The sequence below is a fragment of the Microbacterium paraoxydans genome, from assembly GCF_019056515.1.
GTDB lineage: Bacteria > Actinomycetota > Actinomycetes > Actinomycetales > Microbacteriaceae > Microbacterium.
This window is the reverse complement of record NZ_CP064873.1, coordinates 1,909,821-1,936,155: the sequence shown is the minus strand read 5'-3', so window position 1 is coordinate 1,936,155 and position 26,335 is coordinate 1,909,821. Positions and strand designations below refer to the sequence as shown.

Annotated in this window: 31 protein-coding genes; 16 read left to right on the top strand and 15 right to left on the bottom strand. The window is 70.2% G+C overall.

Annotated elements, in window-relative coordinates:
• Window positions 1-230 precede the first annotated feature (230 nt).
• Complete coding sequence (locus IZR02_RS09310; protein WP_029989291.1) at window positions 231-1,136, top strand: heme o synthase; 906 nt, start codon at window positions 231-233, stop codon at window positions 1,134-1,136.
• Here the strand turns inward: IZR02_RS09310 and IZR02_RS17885 are convergent.
• Window positions 1,082-1,567, bottom strand: a complete 486-nt coding sequence (locus tag IZR02_RS17885; RefSeq protein ID WP_025103653.1) for a hypothetical protein — start codon at window positions 1,565-1,567, stop codon at window positions 1,082-1,084. The genes IZR02_RS09310 and IZR02_RS17885 overlap by 55 nt on opposite strands.
• A gap of 68 nt (window positions 1,568-1,635) precedes the next feature.
• A complete protein-coding gene (locus IZR02_RS09300) occupies window positions 1,636-2,757 on the bottom strand; it encodes a COX15/CtaA family protein (protein WP_025103652.1) in 1,122 nt (373 codons plus the stop codon).
• Window positions 2,758-2,989: 232 nt separating this feature from the next.
• Between IZR02_RS09300 and sufB the strand changes: the two genes are divergently transcribed.
• The 7 genes from sufB to IZR02_RS09265 all read left to right on the top strand — a co-directional run bounded on the left by sufB (window position 2,990) and on the right by IZR02_RS09265 (window position 9,665).
• The gene (gene sufB, locus IZR02_RS09295; RefSeq protein WP_025103651.1) at window positions 2,990-4,408 is read left to right on the top strand and encodes a Fe-S cluster assembly protein SufB; all 1,419 of its coding nucleotides are present in this window, start codon (window positions 2,990-2,992) and stop codon (window positions 4,406-4,408) included.
• Window positions 4,409-5,614 (top strand): Fe-S cluster assembly protein SufD, encoded by a 1,206-nt coding sequence (sufD, locus tag IZR02_RS09290; RefSeq protein WP_025103650.1) that lies wholly within the window; start codon window positions 4,409-4,411, stop codon window positions 5,612-5,614.
• Window positions 5,611-5,937: a non-heme iron oxygenase ferredoxin subunit gene (locus tag IZR02_RS09285; protein ID WP_025103649.1), complete on the top strand. Its 327-nt coding sequence runs from the start codon at window positions 5,611-5,613 to the stop codon at window positions 5,935-5,937. The genes sufD and IZR02_RS09285 overlap by 4 nt, the downstream gene beginning before the upstream one ends.
• 3 nt (window positions 5,938-5,940) lie before the next feature.
• Window positions 5,941-6,711, top strand: a complete 771-nt coding sequence (gene sufC / locus IZR02_RS09280) for a Fe-S cluster assembly ATPase SufC (protein ID WP_025103648.1) — start codon at window positions 5,941-5,943, stop codon at window positions 6,709-6,711.
• A gap of 9 nt (window positions 6,712-6,720) precedes the next feature.
• The gene (locus tag IZR02_RS09275) at window positions 6,721-7,050 is read left to right on the top strand and encodes a metal-sulfur cluster assembly factor (RefSeq protein WP_017202280.1); all 330 of its coding nucleotides are present in this window, start codon (window positions 6,721-6,723) and stop codon (window positions 7,048-7,050) included.
• Between the two features lie 93 nt (window positions 7,051-7,143).
• Window positions 7,144-8,298: a MalY/PatB family protein gene (locus IZR02_RS09270; protein WP_029989286.1), complete on the top strand. Its 1,155-nt coding sequence runs from the start codon at window positions 7,144-7,146 to the stop codon at window positions 8,296-8,298.
• On the top strand, window positions 8,295-9,665 hold the full coding sequence (locus IZR02_RS09265; RefSeq protein ID WP_025103646.1) for an MFS transporter: 1,371 nt from the start codon (window positions 8,295-8,297) through the stop codon (window positions 9,663-9,665). The genes IZR02_RS09270 and IZR02_RS09265 overlap by 4 nt, the downstream gene beginning before the upstream one ends.
• Here the strand turns inward: IZR02_RS09265 and IZR02_RS09260 are convergent.
• A complete protein-coding gene (locus IZR02_RS09260) occupies window positions 9,628-10,212 on the bottom strand; it encodes a TetR family transcriptional regulator (RefSeq protein WP_025103645.1) in 585 nt (194 codons plus the stop codon). The genes IZR02_RS09265 and IZR02_RS09260 overlap by 38 nt on opposite strands.
• 50 nt (window positions 10,213-10,262) lie before the next feature.
• Here IZR02_RS09260 and IZR02_RS09255 point away from each other — a divergent pair, with 50 nt between their 5' ends.
• Window positions 10,263-10,976, top strand: coding sequence for an energy-coupling factor ABC transporter ATP-binding protein (locus IZR02_RS09255; RefSeq protein ID WP_025103644.1), 714 nt, complete (start codon window positions 10,263-10,265; stop codon window positions 10,974-10,976).
• Window positions 10,973-11,566 carry a CbiQ family ECF transporter T component gene (locus IZR02_RS09250; protein ID WP_025103643.1) on the top strand — a complete coding sequence of 198 codons (594 nt, stop codon included), beginning with the start codon at window positions 10,973-10,975 and terminating at the stop codon, window positions 11,564-11,566. Before IZR02_RS09255 ends, IZR02_RS09250 begins: the two co-directional genes overlap by 4 nt.
• Before the next feature lie 3 nt (window positions 11,567-11,569).
• On the opposite strand, the gene IZR02_RS09245 is transcribed toward IZR02_RS09250, so the two are convergent.
• From IZR02_RS09245 to IZR02_RS09230, 4 genes are all read right to left on the bottom strand, one after another.
• A complete protein-coding gene (locus IZR02_RS09245) occupies window positions 11,570-12,877 on the bottom strand; it encodes an acyltransferase family protein (RefSeq protein ID WP_025103642.1) in 1,308 nt (435 codons plus the stop codon).
• Window positions 12,878-12,973: 96 nt separating this feature from the next.
• Window positions 12,974-13,645, bottom strand: a complete 672-nt coding sequence (locus tag IZR02_RS09240) for a response regulator (RefSeq protein ID WP_025103641.1) — start codon at window positions 13,643-13,645, stop codon at window positions 12,974-12,976.
• Window positions 13,642-14,910 (bottom strand): sensor histidine kinase, encoded by a 1,269-nt coding sequence (locus tag IZR02_RS09235; RefSeq protein WP_025103640.1) that lies wholly within the window; start codon window positions 14,908-14,910, stop codon window positions 13,642-13,644. Before IZR02_RS09235 ends, IZR02_RS09240 begins: the two co-directional genes overlap by 4 nt.
• Before the next feature lie 5 nt (window positions 14,911-14,915).
• Complete coding sequence (locus tag IZR02_RS09230; RefSeq protein WP_025103639.1) at window positions 14,916-15,533, bottom strand: DedA family protein; 618 nt, start codon at window positions 15,531-15,533, stop codon at window positions 14,916-14,918.
• A gap of 167 nt (window positions 15,534-15,700) precedes the next feature.
• Between IZR02_RS09230 and IZR02_RS09225 the strand changes: the two genes are divergently transcribed.
• Both IZR02_RS09225 and IZR02_RS09220 read left to right on the top strand, forming a co-directional pair.
• Window positions 15,701-17,299: an ABC-F family ATP-binding cassette domain-containing protein gene (locus IZR02_RS09225; protein WP_025103638.1), complete on the top strand. Its 1,599-nt coding sequence runs from the start codon at window positions 15,701-15,703 to the stop codon at window positions 17,297-17,299.
• 22 nt (window positions 17,300-17,321) lie between these two features.
• Entirely contained in the window at window positions 17,322-17,915 is a 594-nt protein-coding gene (locus tag IZR02_RS09220) for a pyridoxine/pyridoxamine 5'-phosphate oxidase (RefSeq protein ID WP_025103637.1), read from the top strand.
• 176 nt (window positions 17,916-18,091) lie between these two features.
• Here the strand turns inward: IZR02_RS09220 and IZR02_RS09215 are convergent, their stop codons facing one another.
• From IZR02_RS09215 to IZR02_RS09200, 4 genes are read right to left on the bottom strand one after another with little or no spacing between them, the layout of a single operon-like run.
• A complete protein-coding gene (locus IZR02_RS09215) occupies window positions 18,092-18,901 on the bottom strand; it encodes an SURF1 family cytochrome oxidase biogenesis protein (protein WP_025103636.1) in 810 nt (269 codons plus the stop codon).
• Entirely contained in the window at window positions 18,898-19,092 is a 195-nt protein-coding gene (locus IZR02_RS09210; protein WP_025103635.1) for a hypothetical protein, read from the bottom strand. The genes IZR02_RS09215 and IZR02_RS09210 overlap by 4 nt, the downstream gene beginning before the upstream one ends.
• A complete protein-coding gene (locus tag IZR02_RS09205; RefSeq protein WP_025103634.1) occupies window positions 19,089-19,433 on the bottom strand; it encodes a DUF3099 domain-containing protein in 345 nt (114 codons plus the stop codon). The genes IZR02_RS09210 and IZR02_RS09205 overlap by 4 nt, the downstream gene beginning before the upstream one ends.
• Before the next feature lie 52 nt (window positions 19,434-19,485).
• Window positions 19,486-19,989, bottom strand: a complete 504-nt coding sequence (locus tag IZR02_RS09200; RefSeq protein WP_025103633.1) for a DUF4190 domain-containing protein — start codon at window positions 19,987-19,989, stop codon at window positions 19,486-19,488.
• 140 nt (window positions 19,990-20,129) lie between these two features.
• Here IZR02_RS09200 and IZR02_RS09195 point away from each other — a divergent pair, with 140 nt between their 5' ends.
• Window positions 20,130-20,840: a beta-ketoacyl-ACP reductase gene (locus IZR02_RS09195; protein WP_025103632.1), complete on the top strand. Its 711-nt coding sequence runs from the start codon at window positions 20,130-20,132 to the stop codon at window positions 20,838-20,840.
• Between the two features lie 15 nt (window positions 20,841-20,855).
• Here IZR02_RS09195 and IZR02_RS09190 read toward each other — a convergent pair whose 3' ends face one another.
• Genes IZR02_RS09190 through IZR02_RS09180 form a run of 3 tightly spaced genes read right to left on the bottom strand, consistent with a single transcriptional unit; the run spans window position 20,856 to window position 23,521 of the window.
• Entirely contained in the window at window positions 20,856-21,557 is a 702-nt protein-coding gene (locus IZR02_RS09190; RefSeq protein ID WP_025103631.1) for an alpha/beta fold hydrolase, read from the bottom strand.
• Window positions 21,558-21,595: 38 nt separating this feature from the next.
• Window positions 21,596-22,231, bottom strand: a complete 636-nt coding sequence (gene serB / locus IZR02_RS09185) for a phosphoserine phosphatase SerB (protein WP_025103630.1) — start codon at window positions 22,229-22,231, stop codon at window positions 21,596-21,598.
• Between the two features lie 48 nt (window positions 22,232-22,279).
• Complete coding sequence (locus IZR02_RS09180; protein WP_025103629.1) at window positions 22,280-23,521, bottom strand: glucose-1-phosphate adenylyltransferase; 1,242 nt, start codon at window positions 23,519-23,521, stop codon at window positions 22,280-22,282.
• A 69-nt stretch (window positions 23,522-23,590) separates the two neighbouring features.
• Between IZR02_RS09180 and glgA the strand changes: the two genes are divergently transcribed.
• The 3 genes from glgA (at window position 23,591) to IZR02_RS09165 (ending at window position 25,956) form a co-directional block, all read left to right on the top strand.
• Window positions 23,591-24,775, top strand: coding sequence for a glycogen synthase (gene glgA / locus IZR02_RS09175; protein ID WP_025103628.1), 1,185 nt, complete (start codon window positions 23,591-23,593; stop codon window positions 24,773-24,775).
• Between the two features lie 17 nt (window positions 24,776-24,792).
• Window positions 24,793-25,578, top strand: a complete 786-nt coding sequence (locus IZR02_RS09170; protein WP_025103627.1) for an ABC transporter ATP-binding protein — start codon at window positions 24,793-24,795, stop codon at window positions 25,576-25,578.
• Between the two features lie 120 nt (window positions 25,579-25,698).
• Window positions 25,699-25,956: a type B 50S ribosomal protein L31 gene (locus tag IZR02_RS09165; protein WP_025103626.1), complete on the top strand. Its 258-nt coding sequence runs from the start codon at window positions 25,699-25,701 to the stop codon at window positions 25,954-25,956.
• Window positions 25,957-26,025: 69 nt separating this feature from the next.
• On the opposite strand, the gene IZR02_RS09160 is transcribed toward IZR02_RS09165, so the two are convergent.
• Window positions 26,026-26,310 (bottom strand): hypothetical protein, encoded by a 285-nt coding sequence (locus IZR02_RS09160; protein ID WP_025103625.1) that lies wholly within the window; start codon window positions 26,308-26,310, stop codon window positions 26,026-26,028.
• Window positions 26,311-26,335 lie beyond the last annotated feature (25 nt).

Genomic DNA, 26,335 nt, shown 5'->3' with positions numbered 1-26,335 from the left:
GTTTCGAGGGCGCCGGTATTCCCTGGCGCATCCGCAACTTCCCTGGCGCATCCCGCATCGTCCGGGAGACGGGCGGGGTTGTGCGCAGCACCGGGCGCGCGAGTGCTCTCAGCATAGCGGGGACGGTCCCGGCGACTGAGGGGTGGAAGGCGCGGAACGCGTCACGGCGTGTCATACACTGGAGAGGTTGTCCGGTAACGCGCGCGGAGGAGGCGATCGAGATCTCGACGATGTCTGATCAGACCGTACGGAAGTCGTCCATCGGTCGCACGGTGAGCGCCTACGTCACTCTGACGAAGCCCCGGGTCCTCGAACTCCTCCTCGTCTCGACCGTTCCGGTCATGTTCCTCGCGCAGGGCGGACTGCCCGATCTCTGGCTGGTCCTCGCGACGGTCATCGGCGGATCGATGAGCGCCGGTTCGGCGGGCGCGTTCAACATGTACCTCGACCGCGACATCGACGCGCACATGCACCGCACGGAGAACCGGCCGCTCGTGACCGGCGAGGTCAGCCCGCGTGGCGCCCTGATCTTCTCGTGGACGCTCGCGATCGTGTCGACCGTGTGGCTCTGGTTCACCACGAACCCGCTCACGGCGATCCTGTCGGCCTCCGCGATCTTCTTCTACGTCGTGATCTACACGATGATCCTCAAGCGCCGCACCGAGCAGAACATCATCTGGGGCGGAATCGCGGGGTGCTTCCCGGTCCTCATCGGCTGGTCCGCCGTCACCGGTTCGCTCGACTGGCCGGCCTTCATCCTCTTCCTGCTCGTCTTCCTCTGGACGCCGCCGCACTACTGGCCGCTGTCCATGAAGTACAAGGACGACTACGACGATGTCGACGTGCCCATGCTCGGCGTCACCCGCAACGCGTCGCAGGTCGGCCTGCAGGTCATCCTGTACGCGTGGGCCACGGTCGCCTGCTCGCTGCTGCTCGTGCCGATCGCCGGCATGGGCCTCGTCTACACCGTCTCCGCCCTGGTGTTCGGCGGCTGGTTCATCTATGAGTCGCACCGCCTGTATAACCAGGCAGTGCGGGGGACCGAGGCGCGGCCGATGCGAGTCTTCCACGCCTCGATCACTTACCTGACGCTGCTGTTCGTCGCCGTGGCGATCGACCCGCTGCTGCCCTTCTGATCCTCGTCGGCCTGGGGCTCGTCAGCCTGAGGCTCCGCATCGACCTGCGGCTCTGCGAACTCGGCATCGGCGGTCCGGAGAGCGGGCTCGTCGCGCGGGACTGAGACCGTCTCGATCGTCTCGTCCTGGATGCTCGGCGCCTCGTGCTCGACGACCGGCGCGGCGGTGACGGGGGTGGCGACGAGCGTGCGCGCGGCGACGAGGCCGAGCGACAGGAGCAGGCCCACCAGGCCCGCGCCGAGGACGACCGCGCCGACGACGACGAGCGACTGACCGACGTACACCTCGACACCGGTGGCGGTGCCGTCCATCAGGGTCGTGGTCATCGTGCCGACCTGTCCGGCGATCATCCAGCCGCCGACCCCGACCGCGGCGAGGGAGACGACGATGAGGAGCCAGAACCCGGCGCTGCGGGTGAGTGTCTTGTTCATGTCGACCACGATGGTCGATGCGGTGATGAGCGCCCGGTGCGCGCGCTATGGATCGTCTGTGCGGCAGGTCAATCGACGGGGGCGGGTACGACGGACGCGGTGCGCTTGAGGTGCAGCACGACGACCGTGTAGGTCGCGGCCGACAGCGATGCAAGGACCATGTGGATGCCCACGAGCACGGGCGGCAGCCCCTCCCGCGCCTGCCAGACGCCGACGGCCACCTGCACGAGGATCGCGATGACGAGCACGAGCAGCCACCGCCGGGGCTCGAGGCGCAGGACCCAGGCGGACACCGTCAGGAAGAGCACGAGGGCGGCCAGGATGTAGCCCGGCCAGGAGTGGACGTGGGCGAGGACCGTGGCGTCGAAGCCGCGGCGAAGCACGTCGGCGTCGCCCGAGTGCGGGCCCGATCCGGTCGTCAGCACGCCGAACAGGATGGTCACGGCGAGGGCGAGGCCGGTGACGTGCGTCACGATCGCGAACCAGGTGGGGACGGCCCGCTCGCGCGGTCCTTCCGGAGTCGCCAGCCGCACGAGGAACGCGGCGGTGATGCAGACGAGCAGGAGCGACGACGTGTAGTGGAACCCGACGATGAAGGGGTTCAGGCCGGTGAGCACGGTGATGCCGCCGACCAGGGCCTGTGCGACGACGCCGATCAGCACGAGCCAGGCGAGGAGGACGAGATCCCGCCGGGCGGGCGTCGTGCGCACCGAGTGGACCGCCGCCGCGATCACCGCGACCAGGAGGACGGCGGACGCGACGGGGAACGCCGGGAAGTCGGTGAGCGAGACCAGGGCGAAGGCGACGGCCGCGCCGGCGAGACCGCCGACGGCGAACCACAGGGCGTCGATGAGCGCCCGGCGGCCGCTGATGGTGTGCAGGACGAGCAGGACGACGGCGATCGCGATGATCCCGACGACGCCGGTCATCAGCCGGTTGCCGAACTCGATCATCCCGTGGATGCCCTGCACCTCGACGATCGGGACGAGCGACTCGGGCGTGCACAGCGGCCACTCGGTGCAGCCGAGGCCGGATCCAGTCAGCCGCACGGCGCCGCCGGTGCCGATGATGATCGTCTCGCTGAGGAACGACAGCCACGCGAAGACGGTGAGCGCACGACCCCACACCGCGGAGCGGGGGGAGGCGGTCGCCCCGGTCGTCGAGGGGGCGGGGATGGTCGTCTCGGGCATAAGTCCTCCGGCCCGTCGAAGACGTGGCGCACGGCCCGTCCGTCAGGCGGAACCTGTAGAATCGGATTGTTGCGATGAGCGCTGACAGCGCTGAAGCATCGTCAACAGTTTAGGCGCGATGGAAGCGCCCGTGATGAGGGCCCCACCAACGGCACCCGCTCCCGCAGACTCGACGGGGATCAGGTGTGTCGGGGCGGATGACACCGTTTGGGACCTGTGAGGAGAGTGTTGCATGTCGGATGTGCTGATCGACCGCCCGGAGCTCGATGGTCTGGGGGTGTACGAATTCGGCTGGCACGATGAGGATGCCGCGGGTGCCGTCGCGAAACGCGGGATCTCGGAAGAGGTCGTCCGCGGGATCTCGGCCCTCAAGAACGAGCCGGAATGGATGCTGAAGACCCGTCTCAAGGGCTATCAGCTCTTCGGCCGCAAGCCGATGCCGACCTGGGGTGCCGACCTCAGCGACATCGACTTCGACAACATCAAGTACTTCGTCCGCTCCACCGAGAAGCAGGCGCAGAGCTGGGAAGACCTCCCCGAGGAGATCCGCGAGACGTACGAGCGCCTGGGCATCCCCGAGGCCGAGCGTCAGCGCCTCGTCGCCGGCGTCGCCGCGCAGTACGAGTCCGAGGTCGTGTACCACCAGATCCGCGAGGACCTGGAGGCCCAGGGCGTCATTTTCATGGACACCGACACCGCCCTGCGCGAGCACCCCGAGTTCTTCGAGGAGTACTTCGGCACGGTCATCCCCGCGGGCGACAACAAATTCGCCGCGCTGAACACCGCCGTCTGGTCGGGCGGCTCGTTCGTCTACGTCCCCAAGGGCGTGCACGTCGAGATCCCGCTGCAGGCCTACTTCCGGATCAACACCGAGAACATGGGCCAGTTCGAGCGGACCCTGATCATCGCCGACGAGGACAGCTACGTCCACTACATCGAGGGCTGCACGGCCCCGATCTACAAGTCGGACTCCCTGCACTCGGCCGTCGTCGAGATCATCGTGAAGAAGAACGCCCGCGTGCGCTACACGACGATCCAGAACTGGTCGAACAACGTCTACAACCTGGTCACCAAGCGCGCCGTGGCGCACGAGGGCGCGACCATGGAGTGGGTCGACGGCAACATCGGCTCCAAGGTGACGATGAAGTACCCGTCGATCTACCTGATGGGTGAGCACGCCAAGGGCGAGACCCTCTCCGTCGCCTTCGCCGGGCCCGGTCAGCACCAGGACGCCGGCGCGAAGATGATCCACATGGCGCCGTACACGCAGTCGTCGATCGTCTCGAAGTCGATCGCCCGCGGCGGTGGCCGTGCCGGCTACCGCGGCGAGGTCCGTGTCGACGCCGCCGCCCATCACTCGGCGAACACCGTCCGCTGCGACGCGCTGCTCGTCGACACCAAGTCCCGTTCCGACACCTACCCGGCGATCGACATCCGGGTCGACGACGTGCAGCTCGGCCATGAGGCCACGGTCTCCAAGGTCAGCGAGGAGCAGCTCTTCTACCTGCAGTCCCGCGGCATGCCCGAGGACGAGGCGATGGCGATGATCGTGCGCGGCTTCATCGAGCCGATCGCGCGCGAGCTGCCGATGGAGTACGCGATGGAACTGAACAAGCTCATCGAGATGGGCATGGAAGGATCGGTCGGCTAAATGGCGGCCTCGACGACAGCGCCCAGCGAGGCGCAGCACACGAACGCGCACATCGACCCGGCCGCCCAGGTGGCGGACGCCGGATTCGTCCCGGTGCAGACCCGCTCCGAGCGTCCGCACTCGTTCGACCCGGACGACTTCGGCACGCCGACCGGCCGCGAGGTGAACTGGAAGCACACGCCGGTGGCCGCGCTCACGCCGCTGTTCCGCACGGCCGAGGGCGAGGAGGGCGTGCATTACCACTTCACGTCCGGTGAGCAGTATGTGGCCGCACCGCTCACGGCGGGCACCGCTCCGCGCGGTGAGGTCTTCCTCGCCGAGGACATCACCGCCGCCGTCGCGTGGCGGGGCGCCTCCGAGGCCCTGCACATCCGCATCCCGCGCGAGGAGGAGGTCGCATCGCCGATCTTCCTGTCGCTCACGGGCGCCGGTGCCGACCGCCGGGCGGACGCCCACATCGTGATCGAGGCCCTCGAGCACAGCGCCGCCACGGTGGTGCTGCAGCACAAGGGCTCGGCGCAGTACGCCCAGAACGTCGAGATCATCGTCCGCGACGGCGCGAAGCTCACCGTCGTCTCCGTGCAGCAGTGGGACGACGACGCCGTGCACGCGGCCGCCCACCAGGCGCGGGTCGCGGCCGACGCCACGCTCAAGCACTTCGTCGTGAGCTTCGGCGGCGGCGTGGTGCGCGTGAACCCGAGCGTCGAGCTCGCCGGTGCCGGCTCCGAGGGATACCTCTACGGGCTGTCCTACGCCGACTCCGGTCAGCACCTGGAGAGCCAGGTGTACCTGCACCACAAAGGCCCGCACACGACCGGCGACGTGCTCTACAAGGGTGCGCTGCAGGGCGAGAGCGCCCACAGCGTGTGGATCGGCGACGTGCTGATCGGGGCGGAGGCCACCGGCACCGACTCCTACGAGGCCAACCGCAACCTGGTGCTCACGGAGGGCGCACGCGCCGACTCCATCCCGAACCTCGAGATCGAGACGGGCGACATCGTCGGCGCCGGGCACGCGAGTGCCACCGGCCGCTTCGACGACGAGCAGCTCTTCTATCTCCAGGCCCGCGGCATCCCGGAGGACGAGGCCCGACGACTGGTGGTGCTCGGCTTCCTCACCGACATCGTGCTGCGCCTCGGCATCCCCGACCTGGAGTCGGAGCTGCTGGCCGCCATCGAGGCCGAGCTCGCCGAGGTGGACGCGTGACCGCGCAGCGCGTCTGCGGCGTCTCCGAGCTGGAGCAGGACACGCCGCTGCGCGTCGAGCCGGACGGTGTGCCGATCACGGTCATCAAGGACGGCGAGGGCGTCATCCACGCCATCGGCGACACCTGCACGCACGGCGACATCTCGCTGTCCGAGGGCTTCGTGGAAGGTGACACGGTGGAGTGCTGGGCGCATGGCTCGGCCTTCTCCCTGATCACCGGCAAGCCCCAGAATCTCCCCGCATATGAGCCCGTCCCGGTCTACGTCGTCGAGATCGACGGCGACGACGTGCTCATCGATCCCGCTGTGACGAAGGAAGTCTGAAGAATGTCTGTTCTCGAGATCCGCGACCTGCATGTGACGGTCGAGACCGAGGCGGGGACCACCCCGATCCTCAACGGAATCACCCTCACCATGAACACCGGTGAGACCCACGCCATCATGGGCCCCAACGGCTCCGGCAAGTCCACCCTGGCCTACACGATCGCCGGCCACCCGAAGTACACGGTCACCTCCGGCTCCATCACCTTCGACGGTGAGGACGTCCTGGCGATGAGCGTCGACGAGCGCGCCCGCGCCGGTCTGTTCCTCGCCATGCAGTACCCGGTCGAGATCCCCGGCGTGACCGTGACGAACTTCCTGCGCACCGCGAAGACCGCGCTCGACGGCGAGGCGCCCTCGATCCGGCAGTGGACCAAGGACGTCAAGGAGTCCATGGCCAACCTCCGCATGGACCCGAAGTTCGCGCAGCGCAACGTCAACGAGGGCTTCTCGGGCGGCGAGAAGAAGCGCCACGAGATCCTCCAGCTCGAGGTGCTCAAGCCGAAGTTCGCCGTGCTCGACGAGACCGACTCCGGCCTCGACGTGGACGCGCTGAAGATCGTCTCCGAGGGTGTCAACCGCGCGAAGGAGTCCACCGGCCTCGGTGTGCTGCTCATCACGCACTACACCCGGATCCTCCGCTACATCCGCCCCGACTACGTGCACGTGGTCGTCGCGGGCAAGATCGTCGAGGAGGGCGGCCCCGAGCTCGCCGACCGTCTGGAGAACGAGGGCTACGACCGGTTCCTCGACCCCTCCGCTCCCATCGAGGCGTAGGCTGATCGCATGACAGCGACCCTGACGGACGAGAAGTACGACGCGGTCACCGAGGCTCTCAAGGACGTGATGGATCCTGAGCTCGGGATCAACGTCGTCGACCTCGGACTCATCTACGACCTCGCCTGGGATGACGAGAACGACGCTCTCGTCATCCACATGACGCTGACCAGCGCGGGTTGCCCGCTCACGGATGTCCTCGAAGACCAGACGGCGCAGGCCCTCGACAACGTCGTGGACCGCTTCCGCATCAACTGGGTGTGGATGCCGCCGTGGGGACCCGAGCGGATCACGGACGACGGGCGCGACATGATGCGTGCGCTCGGTTTCGCGATCTGAGCGTTCCGGTCACCTGACCACCAGACGAAGCGGGCGTGCCGGGCACGCCCGCTTCGACGTCTCCGCATCGACGCGGGGAGAATCGGAGGACGAATGCTGTCGGTGAAGGCCCTGCCGCTGTCGGAGCTGCGCGAGCGCACCAGCGAGAAGTGGCGGGAGTATCCCGAGGACGTGCTGCCCCTCTTCGTCGCGGAGATGGACTTCCCGCTCGCCCCGGCGATCACCGCCGCACTGCAGCGGGCGCTGGATCTCGGGGACACCGGGTACATCGCCTCGCGGACACCGCTGGCGGAGGCGTATGCGGGTTTCGCGGAGCGTCGCTTCGGCTGGCGCCCCGACCCGGCGCGGATGCGCAGCACGGCGGACGTGAGCATGGGCATCGTCGAGATCCTCCGTCGCGTCACGCAGCCGGGGGAGCGCGTCGTCGTCACGCCGCCGGTCTACCCGCCCTTCTACGACCTCGTCGCCGAGGCCGGTGCCGAGGTGCAGCGCGTCCCGCTGCGCGACACGGGGACCGGCTGGGAGCTCGACCTCGACGGGATCCGCGCCGCCTTCGAGGACGGCGCGACGGCCATGCTCCTCTGCAACCCGCACAACCCGACCGGCACCGTGCACGATCGGGAGACGCTGTCCGCGCTGGCCGAACTGGCCGAGGAGTACGGCGCGACGATCGTCTCCGACGAGATCCATGCGCCGCTCACCCAGCCGGGCGCGGGATTCACGCCGTTCCTCGCCGTGAGCGACGCGGCGGCTCGCATCGGCTATGCGGTCGTCAGCGCGAGCAAGGCGTTCAACCTCGCGGGGCTGAAGTGCGCGCTCATGGTCACCGCCGCGGAGGAGACGTCCGCGGTCGTGCGCGACCTGCCGGTCGAGGTGGAGTGGCGGACGGGGCAGTTCGGTCTGCTCGCCGCCGTCGCCGCGTTCTCGGAGGAGAGCGACGCGTGGCTCGACGGCCTCCTGTGCACGCTCGACGAGAACCGTGTCCTGCTGGAGGACCTGCTCGCCCGTCACCTCCCCGCCGCCCGCTATCGCCTTCCGGACGCGGGATACCTCGCGTGGATCGACCTCTCCGCCCTCGGCTGGGGAGACAACCCCGCCCGGAAGATCCTCCGCGAGGCGAAGGTGGCGTTGCACTTCGGCCCGGCCTTCGGCGAGGAAGGGGCCGGGCACGTGCGACTCAACTTCGGCACGAGCCCGGAGATCCTCACCGAGGCGATCGAGCGCATCGCCGCGCTCGTCGAGCGATGACGGCGGCGGATCCCACCGCCACGATCTGGGACCGCAGCCGGTTCTGGGTGACCCTGGGTGCCGTCGCCCTGATCTTCCTCGCCGCGATCGAGGCCCTGGCGGTGACCACGGTCATGCCGATCGTCAGCGACGCCTTGGACGGGGAGTCGCTGTATGCGGTCGCCTTCGCCGGCACGCTCGCGACCAGCGTGATCGGGATGGTCGCGGCGGGGTCCTGGTCGGACGCGCGTGGTCCGCGCGGCGCGCTGTACGCCGCCGTCGGCCTCTTCATCCTGGGGCTGCTGATCTCCGGGTTCGCGACGACGATGCCCCAGTTCCTGATCGGACGACTGGTGCAGGGGCTGGGCGCGGGTGGGCAGACGGTGGCCCTGTACGTCGTGGTCGCGCGGCTGTATCCGCCGCACCTGCACGGCCGGGTGTTCGCGGCGTTCGCGGCCGCCTGGGTGGTCCCGTCGATGATCGGACCCTTCCTCGCGGGAGCGGTGGCGGAGTACCTCGATTGGCGCTGGGCGTTCCTGGGCGTGGCGGTCCTGACCGCGATCGCGTTCTCGATGATCGCGACCCGTCTGCGGGGTGTCGATCTCGGCCGCGGGGAGCCGCAAGACCGCCGGGCCTTGCTCACCCGTCTGCTGCTGGCCGTCGTCGTGGCGGTGCTCGCGGTGGTGATCGGACTGTCCGCCGAGCTGGATCCGGCGATCGGGTGGCCGGTGGCACTGGGGGCCGTGCTCGCGATCGGCGTCGTCGTGCTGCCGCTCCTGCCACGACGGACGCTGCGCGCGGGCGCCGGGCTCCCCAGCGTCGTGCTCATGCGCGGGATCGCAGCCGGGGCGTTCTTCGCCGCCGAGGCCTACATCCCGTACCTGCTGATGCGGAAGTTCGACTTCTCCGCGACCTGGGCCGGAGTCGCCCTGATGCTCGCGGCCTTCGCCTGGGCCGGGGCGTCGGCTGCGCAGGGCCGCTACGGTGAGCGGCTGGGCAATCACCGCATCACGGCGCTCAGCCTCGGCGCACTGCTCGTGGCGATGCTCTGCGTCCTGGCCGCAGCGGCGTTCGATGCCTCCCCGGTCTTCGTGATCGTCGGGTGGGCGTTCGCCGGGGGCGGCATGGGGCTGCTGTATCCGCGGCTCACCGTGCTGACGCTGGCCTACTCGGACGAGACGAACCAGGGATTCAACTCCTCGGCGCTGTCGATCTCGGATGCCACGGGTTCGGCGGTGGCCATCGCGCTGGCGGGGCTCGCCGTCGCCACCCTCGGCGGCGGCGCGGACGCGTTCGCCGTCGTGTTCGTCCTCGGTGTCGGGCTGGTGCTGCTCGCGGTGATCCCCGGGCTCAGGCTCGGGCACGCCGCGGAGTCATCGGTGCGCTGAGCTCACCGGCCAGGGCGAGGACGCCGAGGTCGAACACCCGGTCCAGGCCCGCGGTGACGTCGACCTCGCCGGAGGCCGGGAGTGCGCCATGGCTGTCGGCGTGCATCCGCTGCTGGACGAGGGTGGCATGGCCGAGCACGAAGTGCAGGATCGCCGCCCCGCGGTCCTCGGCATCGGCGGCCCCCTCGGTGCGGAGCGCGGCGACCAGGGCGTCGCGGGCATGCGCGGAGCCGAGCTGGAGCGCGTAGGTGCTGAGGACGAGCTCGGCGCCGTCCCGGTAGGCGAAGAGGGCGTCGCGGAGCGCGCGGGCGGTCGCGAGGACGCCCTCCGCTCCGTCCGGGACGGTCGCGGTGATCCGATCGGCGAGGTCGGCGAGGAGCTCCTGCTTGTTCGCCACGTGCCAGTAGAGAGCGCTCGGCTGCACGTCGAGCCGGGCCGCGATGCGGCGCATGGAGAGATCGGCCAACCCCACCTCGTCGAGAAGGGCGAGGGCGGTCCGTGCGACGCTCTCCCGATCGTGACGGGCGGGATTCGTCTCGGGACTCATGCCCCCACTATAGTGAACGGCGTTCAGGTGAACGGTGTTCAGGAGGATGCATGCGCTGGCGGGAGCGGGACGCGACGACGATCGCGGAGCCGGGGACGCTGCGTCTCGACGGCGTGGGCGTGACCGTCGACGACCGCGTGCTCCTCGACGACGTGACGCTGGAGCTCACCGCACCGCGCATCGCCGTGATCGGAGCGAACGGCTCGGGGAAGTCGACGTTCGCCCGGCTGCTGAACGGCCTCATGACGCCGACCACAGGAACGGTCACCGTCCACGGCCTCGACGCGCTCCGGGAGCGGACCGCCGTGCGCCGCCGGGTGGGCTTCGTCTTCACCGATCCGGATGCCCAGATCCTGATGCCGACTCCGGCCGAGGATCTGGCGCTGTCGCTCCGAGGGCGGCCCCGTGACGAGATCGCCGCCCGCGTGCAGGAGACCCTGGAGCGCCACGGTCTCGGTGCCCACGCCGACATCCCGGCGTCGTCGCTCTCGGGAGGACAGAAGCAGATGCTGGCCCTCGCCGCGGTGCTCCTCGCCGAGCCGGCGCTGATCGTGGCGGACGAGCCGACGACACTCCTCGACCTGCGCAACGCGCGGCGGATCGGAGACCTCCTTCTGTCGCAGGAGGCGCAGGTGCTGATCGTCACCCACGATCTCGAGCTCGCGGCCCGCTGCGACACCGCCGTCCTGTTCGACGGCGGGCGCGTCGTCGATCAGGGAGAGCCCGAGGCGGTCATCGCACGCTACCGTCGGTTGTGCGCATGATCGTGCCGTCCCCGGTCGGTGCGGGATTGCTGCATCGGGTGCCGGCCGGTCCGAAGCTGGCGGGTCTCGCCATCGCGGCGCTCCCGTTGACGCTGTTCCCGCAGGGGCCGCTCATCATCGCGGTCTGCCTCGCGACCGTGCTCGCGCTCTACCCGATCGCGGGGGTGCCGCTCTCCGCCGCGGTGACGGAGCTGTGGCGGCTGCGTGCGGTCCTGCTCGTGCTCGCGATCGCCCTCGCCGTCTTCGTGTCTCCCGTCGCCGCCTGGGTGAGCACCGGGCGGGTCGCCGTGCTGCTGCTGCTCGCCGCCCTCCTCACCCTGACCACGCGCATGGCCGATCTCCTGGCCGTGCTGCAGCGCCTCCTGCGTCCGCTGCGGCGCGTCGGGGTCGATCCGGAGGCGGTGTCGATGGCGGTGTCGCTCACGCTGACCATGGTTCCCGTCGTGGCCGGACTCGCGCAGCGGGTGCGGGACGCGGAGCGCGCACGAGGAGTCCGCCTGGGCGTGCGCAGCGTGGTGCCGCTGCTCGTGCTGACGCTGCGCCACGCGGATCAGGTCGGCGATGCCCTCGCGGCCCGCGGAGTCGGCTGACGGTCACGCCAGGACGGGGCGTCCGGTGTGACCAGCAAGCCGCAGCGCCGCGACCAGGAGCAGCACCGCGAGGGCGGCGGTGGAGACCGTCGTGCCGAGGACGAGCAGCAGCACCACTCCGGCGAGACCGAGGACGGTTCCCACGGCCAGGCGGCGCCGCGAGGACGTGGCCTGCGGCGAGGGGTGATTCTCGAACCGGTCGACACGGACCGCGACCAGCGCGGTGAGGACGACAGCCGTCAGGAGCCACAGCGGGCGGGCGGCCCACCACTCCGCGCTGTCGAGCGTGGGCAGAGTGAATCCGCCGAGGAGGGCGACCAGGGCCGTCGCCCCGGCCATCGCCAGCAGCACCGGCATGTGCCAGAGGTAGATCGTCATCGTCCGCCGGGTGACGAAGGCGGTGAACGCGGCCACCGGACGGCGAAGACTGAGGCGCCCGATGTGCGGCCGGTACAGGGAGAACAGGATCGTGTGGATCAGCCCGACCAGCAGCAGGGCGCACGTGGGCGGGTTGATGTTAGCGATGAGGTCGGGGGAGTACGCGCCGATGAGGAACAGGACGACGAGCACCCCGAGGGCGCCGATGCCTATCGTGACGCGGGTCCGGCGACGAAGGGCGTCCACGCGGCCGTCGGCGAGGAGGAATCCGAGCTGCTGCATCGTCAACCACACGAAAGCGAGGTTGAGGAAGCCCACGGCGTCCGTCCCGGTCACGGCCCGCAGGACATCGACCGCCACGGCCGCGGTGGCGAGGACGGTGATCGTGCGCAGGGGCGCGCGCTCGTGCAGGGCGACGAGCGCGGGGAGCAGCGCCTGACACAGCAGGAAGACCCCGAGGAACCACAGCGGCTGTCCGTATCGGAAGCCGGCGACGGCGATGAGATCCGGCGCGACACCGAGGACGGTGAGCACCGCGAGCGCGACCCCGACCGCGCCGACCGTGAACAGGGCCGGGCGCAGGAGCCGGTGCACCCGACCGGCCACGAAGGCGGTCGCGCTCCCGCCGCGGGCGCGGAGGCGGCGGTACGCGAGGAGCCCGGAGAATCCGCCGATCACGAAGAAGAGCGGCATCACCTGCAGCAGCCAGCTCAGCGGGGCGATCCAGCTCGTGCCGTCGCTCGCATTCTCGAACACCGGTCCGGTCTCGGACACCGTGACCCCGACCATGACGGCGTGCAGCAGGACGACACCGAGCACGCAGAGGGCGCGCACGACGTCGATGCCGGTGTCGCGGTGACCCGCGTGGCCGGATGAAGCGGGGGCGGGGGCGGGGGCGGGGGTGCTGAGGCGTGGAGCCGCGGCGATGACCATGAGTCCTCCTGGGAACGGTGTCCTCGGAGGCTATGGAGGCGGTGGTGGGCGGGACATCACTCCGTGGTGCCGTCCTGACCCCTACGCAGGGGTGACTCAGGCGGAGGGCTCGACCAGGCCGGTGTTGTAGGCGAGGATGACGGCGTGCACGCGGTCCCGGAGGCCGAGCTTCGCGAGCACCTTGCCGACGTGGGTCTTCACGGTCTGCTCCGCGATGAACAGGTCGCCCGCGATCTCGGTGTTCGACCGGCCCTTGCCGATGAGGACGAGGACCTCCCGCTCGCGGTCGGTGAGTTCGGCGAGGGCCGTCGCCGACCGCCGCGAGGCCGGCCGCCGTCCGGCGAACTGCTCGATCATGCGCCGGGTCACGCTGGGGGCGAGGAGCGCATCGCCGCCGGCCACCACGCGGACCGCATGGACGAGCTCCTCCGGCAGAGCGTCTTTGAGGAGGAACCCGCTGGCCCCGGCGGCGAGGGCGTCGTAGACGTAGTCGTCGATGTCGAAGGTGGTGAGCATGAGGATCCGCGGCACGTGCGCGGCAGGGTACGACGGACCGAGGATGCGGCGGGTGGCCTCGATGCCGTCGAGCTCCGGCATGCGGACGTCCATGAGGATGACGTCGGGATCGAGCCGCGCGGCGAGCGTCACGGCCTCCGCGCCGTCGGCCGCCTGGCCCACCACGCGGATCCCCTCGTGCGCGTCCAGCAGGGCGGCGAAACCGGCGCGGACCATCGCCTGGTCGTCGGCGATGAGCACGCTGATCGTCACGGGTTCTCCTTGTCTTCCGCCGAGGCGGTCGGGGTGGGCGGTACGGCCGTTGCAGACAGCGGCAGGGCGGCCTCGACGGTCCAGCCGCCGTCGTCGGAGGGCCCGGCGGCGAGGCTTCCGCCGAGCAGTTCGGCGCGCTCGCGCATTCCTCGGAGGCCGTAGCCGCCGGAGGGGCTCTCGGTCGCCTGCGGCGGTGCGGCGTTGTGCACACGGATGTGCAGGGCATCGGCGTCGGCATGGAGCCGGACGGTGACGCGGGCACCGGGCGCGTGGCGGACGGCGTTGCTCAGCGCCTCCTGCACGATGCGGAAGGCGGCGATCTGCACGCCAGGTCCGGCCGCGGAGGCCGCTTCCATCCCCTCCAGCACGAGGCCGACCTCCACTCCTGCCCGGCGGATCGTGTCGACGAGGGCCGGAACGTCGTCCAGTCCCTGCTGCGGTGCGAGCTCGGCGTGCTGGTCCTCGGTGCGGAGCACTCCCAGCATGCGCCGCATCTCGGTGAGCGACGTGCGCGCGGTGGCGGCGATGTCGTCGAACTCGGCGGCGGCCTCGGCGTCGAGGTCCGCGATCCGGTAGCGCGCGGTCGACGCCTGCACCTGGATCACCGACATGCTGTGCGCCACGACGTCGTGCAGCTCCCTGGCGATCCGGGTGCGCTCCTCCACGAGAGCGCGCCGGGATTCCTCCAGCGCGCTGTGCTCCTTCTCCCTCGTGAGCTCCGCGGCGACACGCACGCGACCGGCGACGAGGACGGCGATGAGCAGCATCGCGGCAGCGACCGAGGTCGTCACGATGAGATTGGCGGTGGTGCTGCCGGAGCTCGCCGGCGTCGCGACCATGTCCGGGCGCAGCAGCGGCGCCGTCAGCGAGGTCAGTGCGCCGATCACGAGGGTGAGGCCTCCGAGGCGGGCTCCCTGCACGAAGGACATCACGCCCACGAGGAGGACGAAGGCCAGGAGCGCCGGTACCGACCAGGGCCAGGGGGAGTGGATCGCGCGCGCCGGCTCGACGAGGAGCGGCAGCAGGAAGGCGCCGGCGGCGAAGACGACGATCGCCGTCCGCGGCCGGGAGGGGACGAGGAGGGGAGCGCCGCACACGGCGGCGCCGAGCAGGAAGGACAGGGGCAGCGGCGTGCCGGAGAGCACCGTCTGCAGGGAGACGAGGAGCGCGTACAGCACGACGACCGCCGCAGTCAGCGCCACGAGGGCGCCGGTGCGACGGCTCATCCGTGGCGGGCGCGGGGTGCGCTCTCGGCGGCGTGCCATGCGTCTCATCCTGCCAGGTGCGCGACCGGCGTACGGCGTCGGCGGAGCGCCGCGATCCGGTCGATGATCACACCGACGAGCAACGCGACGACGATGCCGATCGCGGCGCTGAGCACGGGCTGGTCGTGCAGCCAGGCGCCGGCGAGCAGCCCGATCGCGAGACTGAACACGCTCCAGCTCACACCGGCGATGAGGCTCAGCGGGAGGAACCGCCGCCAGGGGAACCCGAGCGCTCCGGCGGACATGTTCACCGCGACGCGTCCGATCGGGATGTAGCGGGCGCCGAGGATCAGCGTGGCACTGCGGCGGTCGAGGGCGCGCTGCGCGAAGGCGAAGGCGGCGGCGACGCGGGGGCGCCGCATCCAGGCGAACCTCGTCGTGCCCAGTCGGCGCCCGATGAGGAACGCGATGTTGTCGCCGATCGCGGCCCCCAGGGCGGCGACGGCGCCCAGCAGCACGATGTCGCCGTCACCGGTGGACGCGGCCACCGCCGCCGCGGCGACGAGGACCGTCTCGCTCGGGACCGGCGGGAAGAACCCGTCGATCACGGTCACCGCGAACAGCACGGCGTACAGCCAGGGGGAGGCGATCGCCTGCAGGATGAGATCGTTGAGGATGTCCACTCCGGCACCGTAAGCAGCGGGTGGGGAGAGGGACATCACTCCGGGGTATCGCCTCGGTCACCCTGGAGAGGGATATCCGTGCCGGGCGTCGCCACAGGCGCGGCGGCATATACTGGTTGGCTGGCCGCTCGGCCATCACCCTCCTCCCGAACGAACGGACGTCCGCTGTGCTTGCCGTGCACGACCTCGAGATCCGCGTTGGCGCGCGCCTGCTGATGGAGAACGTCTCGTTCCGTGTGTCCGACGGCGACAAGATCGGCCTCGTCGGACGCAACGGAGCGGGCAAGACCACGCTCACCAAGGTGCTCGCCGGCGACGTGCTGCCCTCGGGTGGCACCGTCACCCGGTCGGGTGAGCTCGGCTACCTGCCGCAGGACCCCCGTTCGGGCAATCCGGAAGACCTCGCCCGTACCCGGATCCTCGACGCCCGCGGACTCGGCCAGCTCAACCTCGGCATGACGGAGGCCTCGCTCGCGATGGGGTCCGACGACCCTGCGGTGGCCGCCAAGGCGATGAAGCGCTACGCCGCGCTCACTGAGAAGTTCGAGGCGCAGGGCGGCTACGCGGCCGAGGCCGAGGCCGCGTCGATCGCGCACAACCTCTCGCTGCCGGACCGCATCCTCGACCAGCCGCTGTCGACCCTCTCCGGCGGCCAGCGTCGTCGCATCGAGCTCGCGCGCATCCTCTTCTCCGACGCGCAGACGATGATCCTCGATGAGCCGACCAACCACCTCGACGCGGACAGCGTGGTGTGGCTGCGCGAGTTCCTCAAGAACTACAAGGGCGGGCTGATCGTCATCAGCCACGATGTCGAGCTCGTGGGCGAGACGGTCAACCGGGTGTTCTACCTCGACGCCAACCGCCAGGTCATCGACATCTACAACATGAACTGGAAGAACTATCTGCGGCAGCGCGCCGCGGACGAGGAGCGTCGCAAGAAGGAGCGGGCCAACGCCGAGAAGAAGGCGACGACCCTGCAGCAGCAGGCGGCGCGGTTCGGAGCGAAGGCGTCGAAGGCGGCAGCAGCGCACCAGATGCTCGCGCGCGCCGAGAAGCTCCTCTCCGGGCTGGAGGACGTGCGTCAGGAGGACCGCGTCGCGAAGCTGCGGTTCCCGAAGCCCGCCCCCTGCGGCAAGACCCCGCTCATGGCCTCCGGGCTGTCGAAGTCGTACGGCTCGCTGGAGATCTTCACCGACGTCGACCTCGCGATCGACCGCGGTTCCAAGGTCGTCGTGCTCGGTCTCAACGGTGCGGGGAAGACGACGCTGCTGCGCATGCTGGCAGGTGTCGACAAGCCGGACACCGGGCAGCTCGAGCCCGGACACGGTCTCAAGGTCGGGTACTACGCGCAGGAGCACGAGAACCTCGACGTCAGCCGCTCGGTCCTCGAGAACATGGTGTCGGCCGCTCCGCACATCACGGAGACGGAGGCCCGCAAGGTCCTCGGCTCCTTCCTGTTCACCGGCGACGACGTCCTCAAGCCGGCGGGCGTGCTGTCCGGTGGCGAGAAGACCCGGCTGTCGCTGGCGACGCTCGTCGTGTCGTCCGCGAACCTCCTCCTGCTCGATGAGCCCACGAACAACCTCGATCCGGCCTCCCGCGAGGAGATCCTCGGGGCACTGGCCCACTACGAGGGCGCGGTGGTGCTCGTGTCGCACGACCCCGGCGCGGTGCAGTCGCTGAACCCCGAGCGTGTCCTCATCCTGCCCGACGGCGTCGAGGACATCTGGAGCCAGGAGTACCAGGACCTCATCGAGCTCGCGTAGCGGGACGTGGCATAGTCGGAGGATGGCGGCGCACCCGATCCTTCCTCCCTCGGAACTCGCGGCGTGGTTGCGTGCGCAGCCCACCCTCACCGGGACGGCGCCGCCGCTGCACCTCGACGACCTTCCCGACGATCCGGTGCTGCTCTTCCGGGAGTGGCTCCGCGCGGCGGCCGCGGCCGGCGTCCCCGAACCGCACGCGGCGACGCTGGCGACGGTGGACGCCGACGGCATCCCGGACGCGCGCACCCTGATCCTCAAGGACGTGGACGCGCGCGGCTGGGCGTTCGCCGGGGCCCGGTCCTCCCGGAAGGCCGCGCAGCTCGGTACGCGTCCGGCTGCGGCACTGAACCTCTGGTGGCAGCCGCAGCGGCGCGCGATCCGGGTCCGAGGAACCGTGGAGGAGGCGTCGGCGGCCGAGAGCGACGCCGACCTCGCGGCCCGCTCCGAGAGCGCCCGCGCGGGTCTCCGACCGGGGGACTGGGTGCTGTGGCGGGTGGTTCCGACGCGGGTCGAGTTCTGGCAGGGGGCGTCCGACCGGAACCACACCCGGATCGTCTATGACGTCGTCGGCCGCGGATGGCGGCATGCCGTCACGGGCTCTGCTCGCGAGCGCTAGACATCGAGAACGACCGGAGGCGCCCCGCAGGCGGGGATCGAAATGGTGCGTGCCGACGGTCCAAGAGGCCCGTTTCCCATCCTGGGTCGGCAGGGCGGGCCGTCCGGGATCGAAAGGGTGCCGGGCAGCGCAACGTCCGGCGTGTTCTCGCGTTCGCGTGACGCTCCCCGGCCCGGTCAGCGCGCGTCGAGCAGTTCGTCCTCGGCATCCGCGTCGCGGTCGCGGCGTTTCGGTGCCTTCACCGGTGCCGGCTTCCCCTCGACCTCTTCGCGGTGCTTCACGATCTCCGTGCGGATGATGTACCCGATGAAGATGAAGCCCATGATGGCGAACAGGATCCACTGGATCGCATAGGACAGGTGCGGACCCGGGTCGTCGGTGGGGGACTCGAAGCCGCCCAGCGCCGTGTCGGCGGCAGGCTGCTCCTCGACCAGGCGTCCGTACGTACCGGTGATCACCTCGTCGCCGACGAGGTCGGCGATGGACGGGAGGTGGATCGTGGGCACCTGGCCCTCCGGAGCCCCGCGTCCGGACCCGGGAAGCGGCTCGCCGGGGCGCAGGCGGACGGTCACCGTGACCTCACCGGACGGCGGAGAGGGGACAGCGTCCGGGAGCTCGCCCTCGCCCGGGGCCACCCAGCCGCGGTCGACGATGAGCACACGACCGTCGGCATCGCGGAAGGGGACCAGCACCTCGAACGCGCTCGTTCCGCCGTGGGGACGGTTGCGGACCAGGAGCTGCTCGTCGGCGAGGTACTCGCCCTGCAGCGTGACGGGGCGCCATTCGTCTGCGGGGTCGAGCTCGTCGTCGGCGACCACGTCGGCGAGGGGGACGGCCGGGGCATCGTAGTTCTGCTCCACCAGCGCGATCTGTTCAGCGCGGGATTCGTTCCTCTCGAACTGCCAGTTGGAGAGGAAGACGCAGGCGATCGCGAAGCCGATGGCGATGAGGACGTACACGCCCCAGCGGGTCAGGCGGTTGCTCATGAAGGCACCCCGTCTCGCACCGTCACCGGGAAGTCCCGCGCGGCGAGGTAGTCGTGGAGGAAGCCGACGTGCTCCTCGCACGCCAGCCAGATCTTCTCGCGATCGGCGGAGTGGATACGCGGGTTGCGCCAGACGACCTGCCTCGTGGCCGCGCTCCGGCAGCCGGCGCGCGAGCAGATGAGCGCGCTCATCGGTCGGTGCGGCCTTCGCGGATGGTGATGACGTCGGGGGCGGTCTCCGGAGCAAGCGACGGTGCGGGCGGCGCGTCGATCTCGCGCATCGGCGACTCGGCGGCGGTCTCCGTGCTGTCGCTGCCGGCGTTCGCGAAGACGACGGCGATGTACGGGAGCACGGCGGCGGCCAGCGCGAACACCCAGGTCCACCAGCCGAACGGCTGCACGAAGAACATCAGCCCGAAGCAGACGATGCGGATCGTCATCGTCAGGGCATACCGGCGCACACGATGGTCTCCCTCATCCCGCGGGGACTGCGGCAGTGAGGTGACGGCCGGGACTCGACGTGCGTTCTTCACGATGGTTCCAGCCTACGCCGCCGTGGCGACATCGGCATGCCCGGGCGAGGCGTCAGCTCGCGAAGACGAACGGCAGGGTGAAGGCGCCGAAGACGACGAGGCCGATGATTGTCGAGACGATGGTGAAGACCAGCACGCCGATCATGACGTAGCCGAGGATGAGCCCGGCGATCGCCATGCCGCGGCCGCCGAGACCGGGAGTGCGACGGATCTGTCCGAGCGCCATGTGACCGGTGATCACGGCCGCGATCGAGGCGAGCATCGGCACGATCGCCCAGAACAGCACGACACCGGCGATGCCGCAGACGAGGGAGGTGATCGCGAGTCCGCTGGACGGCCGCGCAGGCGCGGCTCCATACGGCTGCGGGGCCGCGTACTGCTGCGGGGCCCCGTACTGCTGAGGCGCCGAGTACTGCTGAGGCGCCGAAGACGACTGCGTGGCGGCGTTCGCCTGCGGTGCCGGCGGGAACCCCGGGTACGCCGGGGCGGAACCGGGAGCCGGGGGGAAGGCCGGGGGCTGCTCGCCGGACGAACCTGAGATACGGGGATCGCTCACGCTGGTGCCTTTCGTCGCCCTCAGAGTCCCAGGAGGCTCCCGGTCTGTCAAACCGTCGTCGTGAAGGCGGCACGGCAACGTCGCTAGGATCGATCACGGCCCGGAACCCCGGCCCTCGACCCCAGACCCAGGAGTGTCCCATGAGCGCGGAGCGCGTCGTCCTCGTCACCGGAGGCAACCGCGGCATCGGCCGCGCTATCGCCGAGCGCTTCGTGCGGGAGGGCTACCGGGTGGCGGTGACCGCTCGCAGCGGAGAGGGTCCGGAAGGCACCCTGACGGTGCGCGCCGACGTCACGGACGCCGCCGCTCTCGACGCGGCCTTCACCGAGGTGGAGCAGCAGCTGGGTCCGGTGGAGATCGTCGTCGCCAACGCCGGCATCACCAAGGACACCCTGCTCATGCGCATGAGCGAGGACGACTTCGACAGCGTCGTGGCCACGAACCTCGGCGGCACCTTCCGCGTCGTCAAGCGTGCGTCGAAGGCGATGCTGCGGGCACGGTTCGGACGGGTCATCCTCATCTCCAGCGTCGTGGGCCTGTACGGCTCCGCCGGGCAGACGAACTACGCCGCCTCCAAGAGCGCGCTGGTCGGTTTCGCCCGCTCGCTCACGCGCGAGCTCGGCGGGCGCGGCATCACGGCCAACGTCGTGGCACCCGGCTTCATCGAGACCGACATGACGGCGGAGCTCCCCGAGGAGACGCAGAAGCAGTACAAGGCGAACATCCCCGCGGGGCGGTTCGCGACGCCGGATGAGGTCGCGGGCGTCGTGACCTGGTTGGCGAGCGACGACGCCGGCTACATCTCGGGCGCCGTCATCCCGGTCGACGGCGGTCTCGGCATGGGGCACTGACCCCAGCGGTCCTCGTCAGCGATCGATCGCGCGCACGAGGAGCTCCGCGAGACGCTCGGGCGCCGAGAACTGCGGCCAGTGTCCCGAGCCGATCCGGACGACCTCGGCGTCGCCGATCGCCCGATACTCCTCGGCGTACGGACCCCACTGGCTGATCACCGCGTCGAAGGCGTCCTGGTCCAGCCCTCCCATCAGCAGGGTGACCGGGATGCGATACCGTGCCGGGTCGTGGTCGTGCAGAGCGAGCTCGTCCGTCGGCACCCGCGCGGGGACGCTGTGCGTGAGCGGGGCCGTCCTCGCACGAGTCTCGTCGTCCAGATCGTGCACGTCCTCGTCGGGGAAGAAACCCCAGCCCGGGAACGGGACGACGCCGTCCTGCACCGGGAACTCGCTGATGCCCGAGCCCGGGGGCGGCGGCACGGTGTCGACGAAGACGACCCGGGCCACGCGGTCCGGTCGCGCGTCGGCGACGCCCCAGGCGACGTTGCCTCCGCCGCTGTGTCCGACGACCACCACGTCGCCCTCCGCGGCATCGACGGCGGCGACCGCGGCGGCGACCCAGTCGTCGATCCCGACACCCGCCGCCGTCTCCGCAGACGCGTCGAGCCCGGGCATGGTCAGCGGATGAGGGCGGTGGCCGGCGCGCTCGAGGGCAGGCACGACGTCGTCCCAGCTGGAGGCGTCGAGCCAGAGGCCGGGGATGAGGATGATGTCCATGACCCGACCGTAGACCCGGCCCCGGACATCGGCCAGGGTCAGGGGAGGAGCGGGATGACCGTTCCGAGGTCGACCGGGCCGATGACCAGGCTCGCGGACTCGCGGACGGCGGGCTTGGCGTTGAAAGCGAGCCCCAGGCCGGCGACCGCCATCATCGGGAGATCGTTGGCGCCGTCGCCGATCGCGATGGTCGCGTGCGGCGCCACGCCGAGCTCCTCCGCCCAGGTGCGCAGCCAGAAGGCCTTGGCCGCGCCGTCGACGATGTCACCGCCCACCCGCCCCGTGAGCGCGCCGTCGGCGACCTCGAGGCGGTTCGCCCGCCACCGGTCCACGCCGAGCCCCGGTGCGACGTCGTCGAGGATCTCGTGGAACCCGCCGGAGACGACGCCGACGACGCCGCCCCGTGCGTGTACGGCGGTGGTGAGGTCGCGGACGCCCGGAGTCGGCTCGACGCGGGCGCGAACGCGGGCGAACGCCTCGACGGGAACGCCCGCGAGGGTAGCCACCCGGGAGCGGAGGCTGGTCGCGAAGTCGATCTCCCCGCGCATCGCGGCTTCCGTGGCCGCCTGCACCTCGGTGCGACGGCCGGCCTCCTCGGCGAGGAGCTCGATCACCTCGTTCCGGATGAGCGTGGAATCGGCATCGAGGACGACGAGGAATCGCGCGGTGGTCACCCCCCGAGCCTAGCGACCGGGGGACCGGAGCCCACGCCGCATGACGCGTCAGCGTTCGATGAACACGCCCTTGCCCACGACTGTGATCCCCGACTCCGTGACCGTGAACCCGCGGGCGAGATCGCGTTCGCGGTCGACGCCGACCGTGGCGCCGTCGGCGAGCACGACGTTCTTGTCGAGGATCGCGCGGTGCACGCGGGCGCCCTGACCGACGTGGACGTGATCGAACACCACGGAGTCCGTGATGGTCGAGCCGCCGCCGGCCAGGGTCCACGGCCCCACGACGCTGCGTTCGAGGTGCGTGCCGGAGAGCACCGACCCCAGCGAGACGATCGAGTCGATCGCGTTGCCGATCCGCCCTACGGAGTCGCGGACGAACTTCGCCGGCGGGGAGTTGACCGCCTGCGAGTGGATCGGCCACTCCATGTTGTAGAGGTTGAAGATCGGAAGCGTCGAGATCAGGTCCCGGTGCGCGTCGAAGAACGAGTCGATCGTCCCCACGTCGCGCCAGTACGAGCGGTCGCGCGGGGAAGACCCCGGGACCTCGTTCTGCTTCATGTCGTAGTAGCCGGCCTCGCCGCGGTCGACGAAGTACGGGACGATGTCGCCGCCCATGTCATGACTCGACGTCGGCAGCTCGCCGTCGGCCTCGACCGCCGCGATGAGGGCGTCGGTGTCGAAGATGTAGTTGCCCATGGAGGCCAGCACTTCGTGCGGGGAGTCCGACAGACCCGTGGCGTCGGTGGGCTTCTCGAGGAACTGCCGGATGCGTCCGGACTCCGGATCGGCGTCGATGACCCCGAACTGGGACGCCAGGGCGAGCGGCTGACGGATGCCCGCGACCGTCGCCTTCGCGCCGGACTCGATGTGCGCCTCGAGCATCTGGCGGAAGTCCATCCGATAGACGTGGTCGGCGCCGATCACGACGACGATGTCGGGCTTCTCGTCGTTGATCAGGTTCATGCTCTGCAGGATCGCGTCGGCGGATCCGGAGAACCACCGCTTGCCGAGCCGCTGCTGGGCCGGGACCGAGGCGACGTACGAGTCGAGCAGCGCCGACATCCGCCACGTCTGCGAGATGTGCCGGTCGAGGCTGTGCGACTTGTACTGGGTCAGGACGACGATCTGTCTCAGCCCGGAGTTGATGAGGTTCGAGATGGCGAAGTCGATCAGGCGGTACTGGCCGCCGAACGGGACGGCCGGTTTTGCGCGGTCGGCCGTCAGCGGCATGAGTCGCTTGCCCTCGCCGCCGGCGAGGATGATCCCGAAGACCTTCTTTGGAGCGGACATGGGTCCACCATAGATCCCGTTCGGCGCGGGGAACTAGCATCTGGACAACCCGCTCGATAGCGTCTAGGCATGCGAGTCGAGATGATCACCAAGGAGTATCCGCCGGAGATCTACGGAGGCGCGGGTGTGCACGTCGCCGAACTCGTCTCCGCACTGCGTCGGGACATCGATGTGACGGTGCGAGCATTCGGCGCGCCGCGCGACGAGGAGGGCACCTTCGCCTACCGCGCTCCCGAGAGCCTCTCCGCCGCCAACCCGGCGCTGCAGACGCTCGGAACGGACCTGGAGATCGTGTCGGCCATCGCGGGCGCCGACGTCGTGCACAGCCATACCTGGTACGCCAACTTCGCCGGACACCTCGCCTCCCAGCTCCATGGGATCCCGCACGTGCTCACGGCGCACAGCCTCGAGCCGCTGCGGCCGTGGAAGGCCGAGCAGCTCGGGGGCGGCTACGCCGTGTCGAGCGGCATCGAGAAGCTCGCCTACGAGAACGCCGCCGCGGTGATCGCCGTGAGCGCCGGCATGCGCGCGGACATCCTCCGCAGCTATCCGCAGGTCGACCCCGCGCGGGTCCGGGTGATCCACAACGGGATCGATGTCGAGCGCTGGCGTCCGGTGCAGGATCCGGCCTTCCTCTCCTCGATCGGCATGGATCCTGAGCGCCCCTCGGTCGTCTTCGTCGGACGCATCACACGGCAGAAGGGGCTGCCCTACCTCCTGCAGGCGGCACGGCTGCTGCCGCCCGAGGTCCAGCTCATCCTCTGCGCCGGTGCTCCGGACACGCCGGAGATCATGGCGGAGGTCCAGGAGGGGGTGCGGCTGCTGCAGCAGACCCGGGAGGGCGTGGTGTGGATCGAGCGGATGCTGCCGCGGGACGAGCTGTCGGCGATCCTGGCCGCGGCGACCACCTTCGTCTGCCCCTCCGTCTACGAGCCGCTCGGGATCGTGAACCTCGAGGCCATGGCCTGCGGAGCCGCCGTCGTGGGAACCGCGACCGGCGGCATCCCCGAGGTCGTCGACGACGGCGTGACGGGCCGGCTGGTCCCCATCGAGCAGGTGCAGGACGGCACGGGCACACCGACCGACCCCGACCGCTTCGTCGCCGATCTCGCGGCAGTCCTCACCGAGGTCGCCACGGATCCGGCGCGGGCGCGGGAGTACGGCGAGGCCGGTCGGGAGCGGGCCCGCACGCAATTCAGCTGGGGCGCGATCGCCGACGAGACCCGCGCGCTCTACGCAGAGCTGTCCGCCTGAGCCGATAGGCTTTCGGTATGCCGATCGCTCTGGAGTTCACCGACGTCGTCGTGCGCCGAGAGGGGCGCAACATCATCGATCACGTGACCTGGCAGGTCTCTGACGATCAGCGATGGGTGATCCTCGGGCCGAACGGTGCGGGGAAGACGACCCTGCTGCAGCTCGCCGACACGCTGATGCACCCCACCTCGGGCACGGTCACCGTCCTCGGCGAGACACTCGGACGCGCCGACGTCTTCGAGATCCGTCCGCGGATCGGGTTCGCATCGTCCGCCATGGCCAAGCGCATCCCGCGTGACGAGACGGTGCTCAACACCGTCCTCACGGCGGCGTACTCCGTGCTCGGGCGCTGGAACGAGAGCTACGAGGACATCGATGAGCGGCGTGCGCTGCGCGTGCTGGGCGACTGGCGTCTCGCGCACCTCGCCGACCGCACCTTCGGCACGCTGAGCGACGGCGAGCAGAAGCGCGTGCAGATCGCCCGGGCGGTCATGACGGACCCGGAGCTCCTGCTGCTCGACGAGCCGACGGCCTCGCTCGACCTCGGGTCGCGCGAGGAGCTGCTGGCTCTGCTCGGCGGCTATGCGTCGGCGCCGACGACGCCCGCGATGCTCATGGTCACCCACCACGTCGAGGAGATCCCCGTCGGGTTCACGCACGTGCTGCTGATCCGCGACGGCGCCGTGGTCGCCGCGGGCCCGATCGCGGAGACGCTCACCGCGGACGCCCTCGGCGAGACCTTCGGCATGCCGATCGCGCTCAGCAGCGAGGACGGGCGCTACTCCGCCCGCGCCGCCTCCTGACCTCGGTTCCGATGGGTTACTGAGCTTGTCGAAGTACTGGTAGAATCGATCCTTGGTGCGTTCGGCACCACAGACTTCCCTCGTCCCTGGCACAATCCAGGGCAGCAACAAAGGAATCCCATGAAGACTGACATTCACCCCGAGTACAAGGCTGTCGTGTTCCGCGACCTGGGTTCGGGCGAGACCTTCCTTACCCGCTCCACCGTCACGAGCGACAAGACGATCGAGCTGGACGGCGTGGAGTACCCGGTGATCGACGTCGAGATCTCCTCGGCCTCGCACCCCTTCTACACGGGCAAGCAGCGCATCATGGACTCGGCCGGCCGCGTCGAGAAGTTCAACCAGCGCTTCAAGGGCTTCGGCGGCTCCTCCAAGTAAGACCGCCCACGAAGGCCCCGTACTCCTCGGAGTGCGGGGCCTTCGTCATGCGCGGGGTGGGCGAGTCGCTCAGACGTCGACGACGATGCGTCCGCGCTCGATGCGGCCCGGCGGATCTCCGGGGGTCGGCGCCGGGGCCGTGCGCCGGGTCTGCCGGTCCCGCTCCTGGCCGGCCTCGTGCGCGGTGGGGGACCACACCGCGTCGAAGACGCCGACCAGCCCTCCGGACCCGGCCTGCTCGTACTTCTCCTCGACGGGACGACGGGAGAGGGAATGCCGGATGCCCACGAAGAACAGCACCGGTCCCGTGCCGAGCACGAGGACGATCGTGGTCCACCCGAGCAGATGTTCCATGGCCCCAGGATAGATCGCCGAGCGC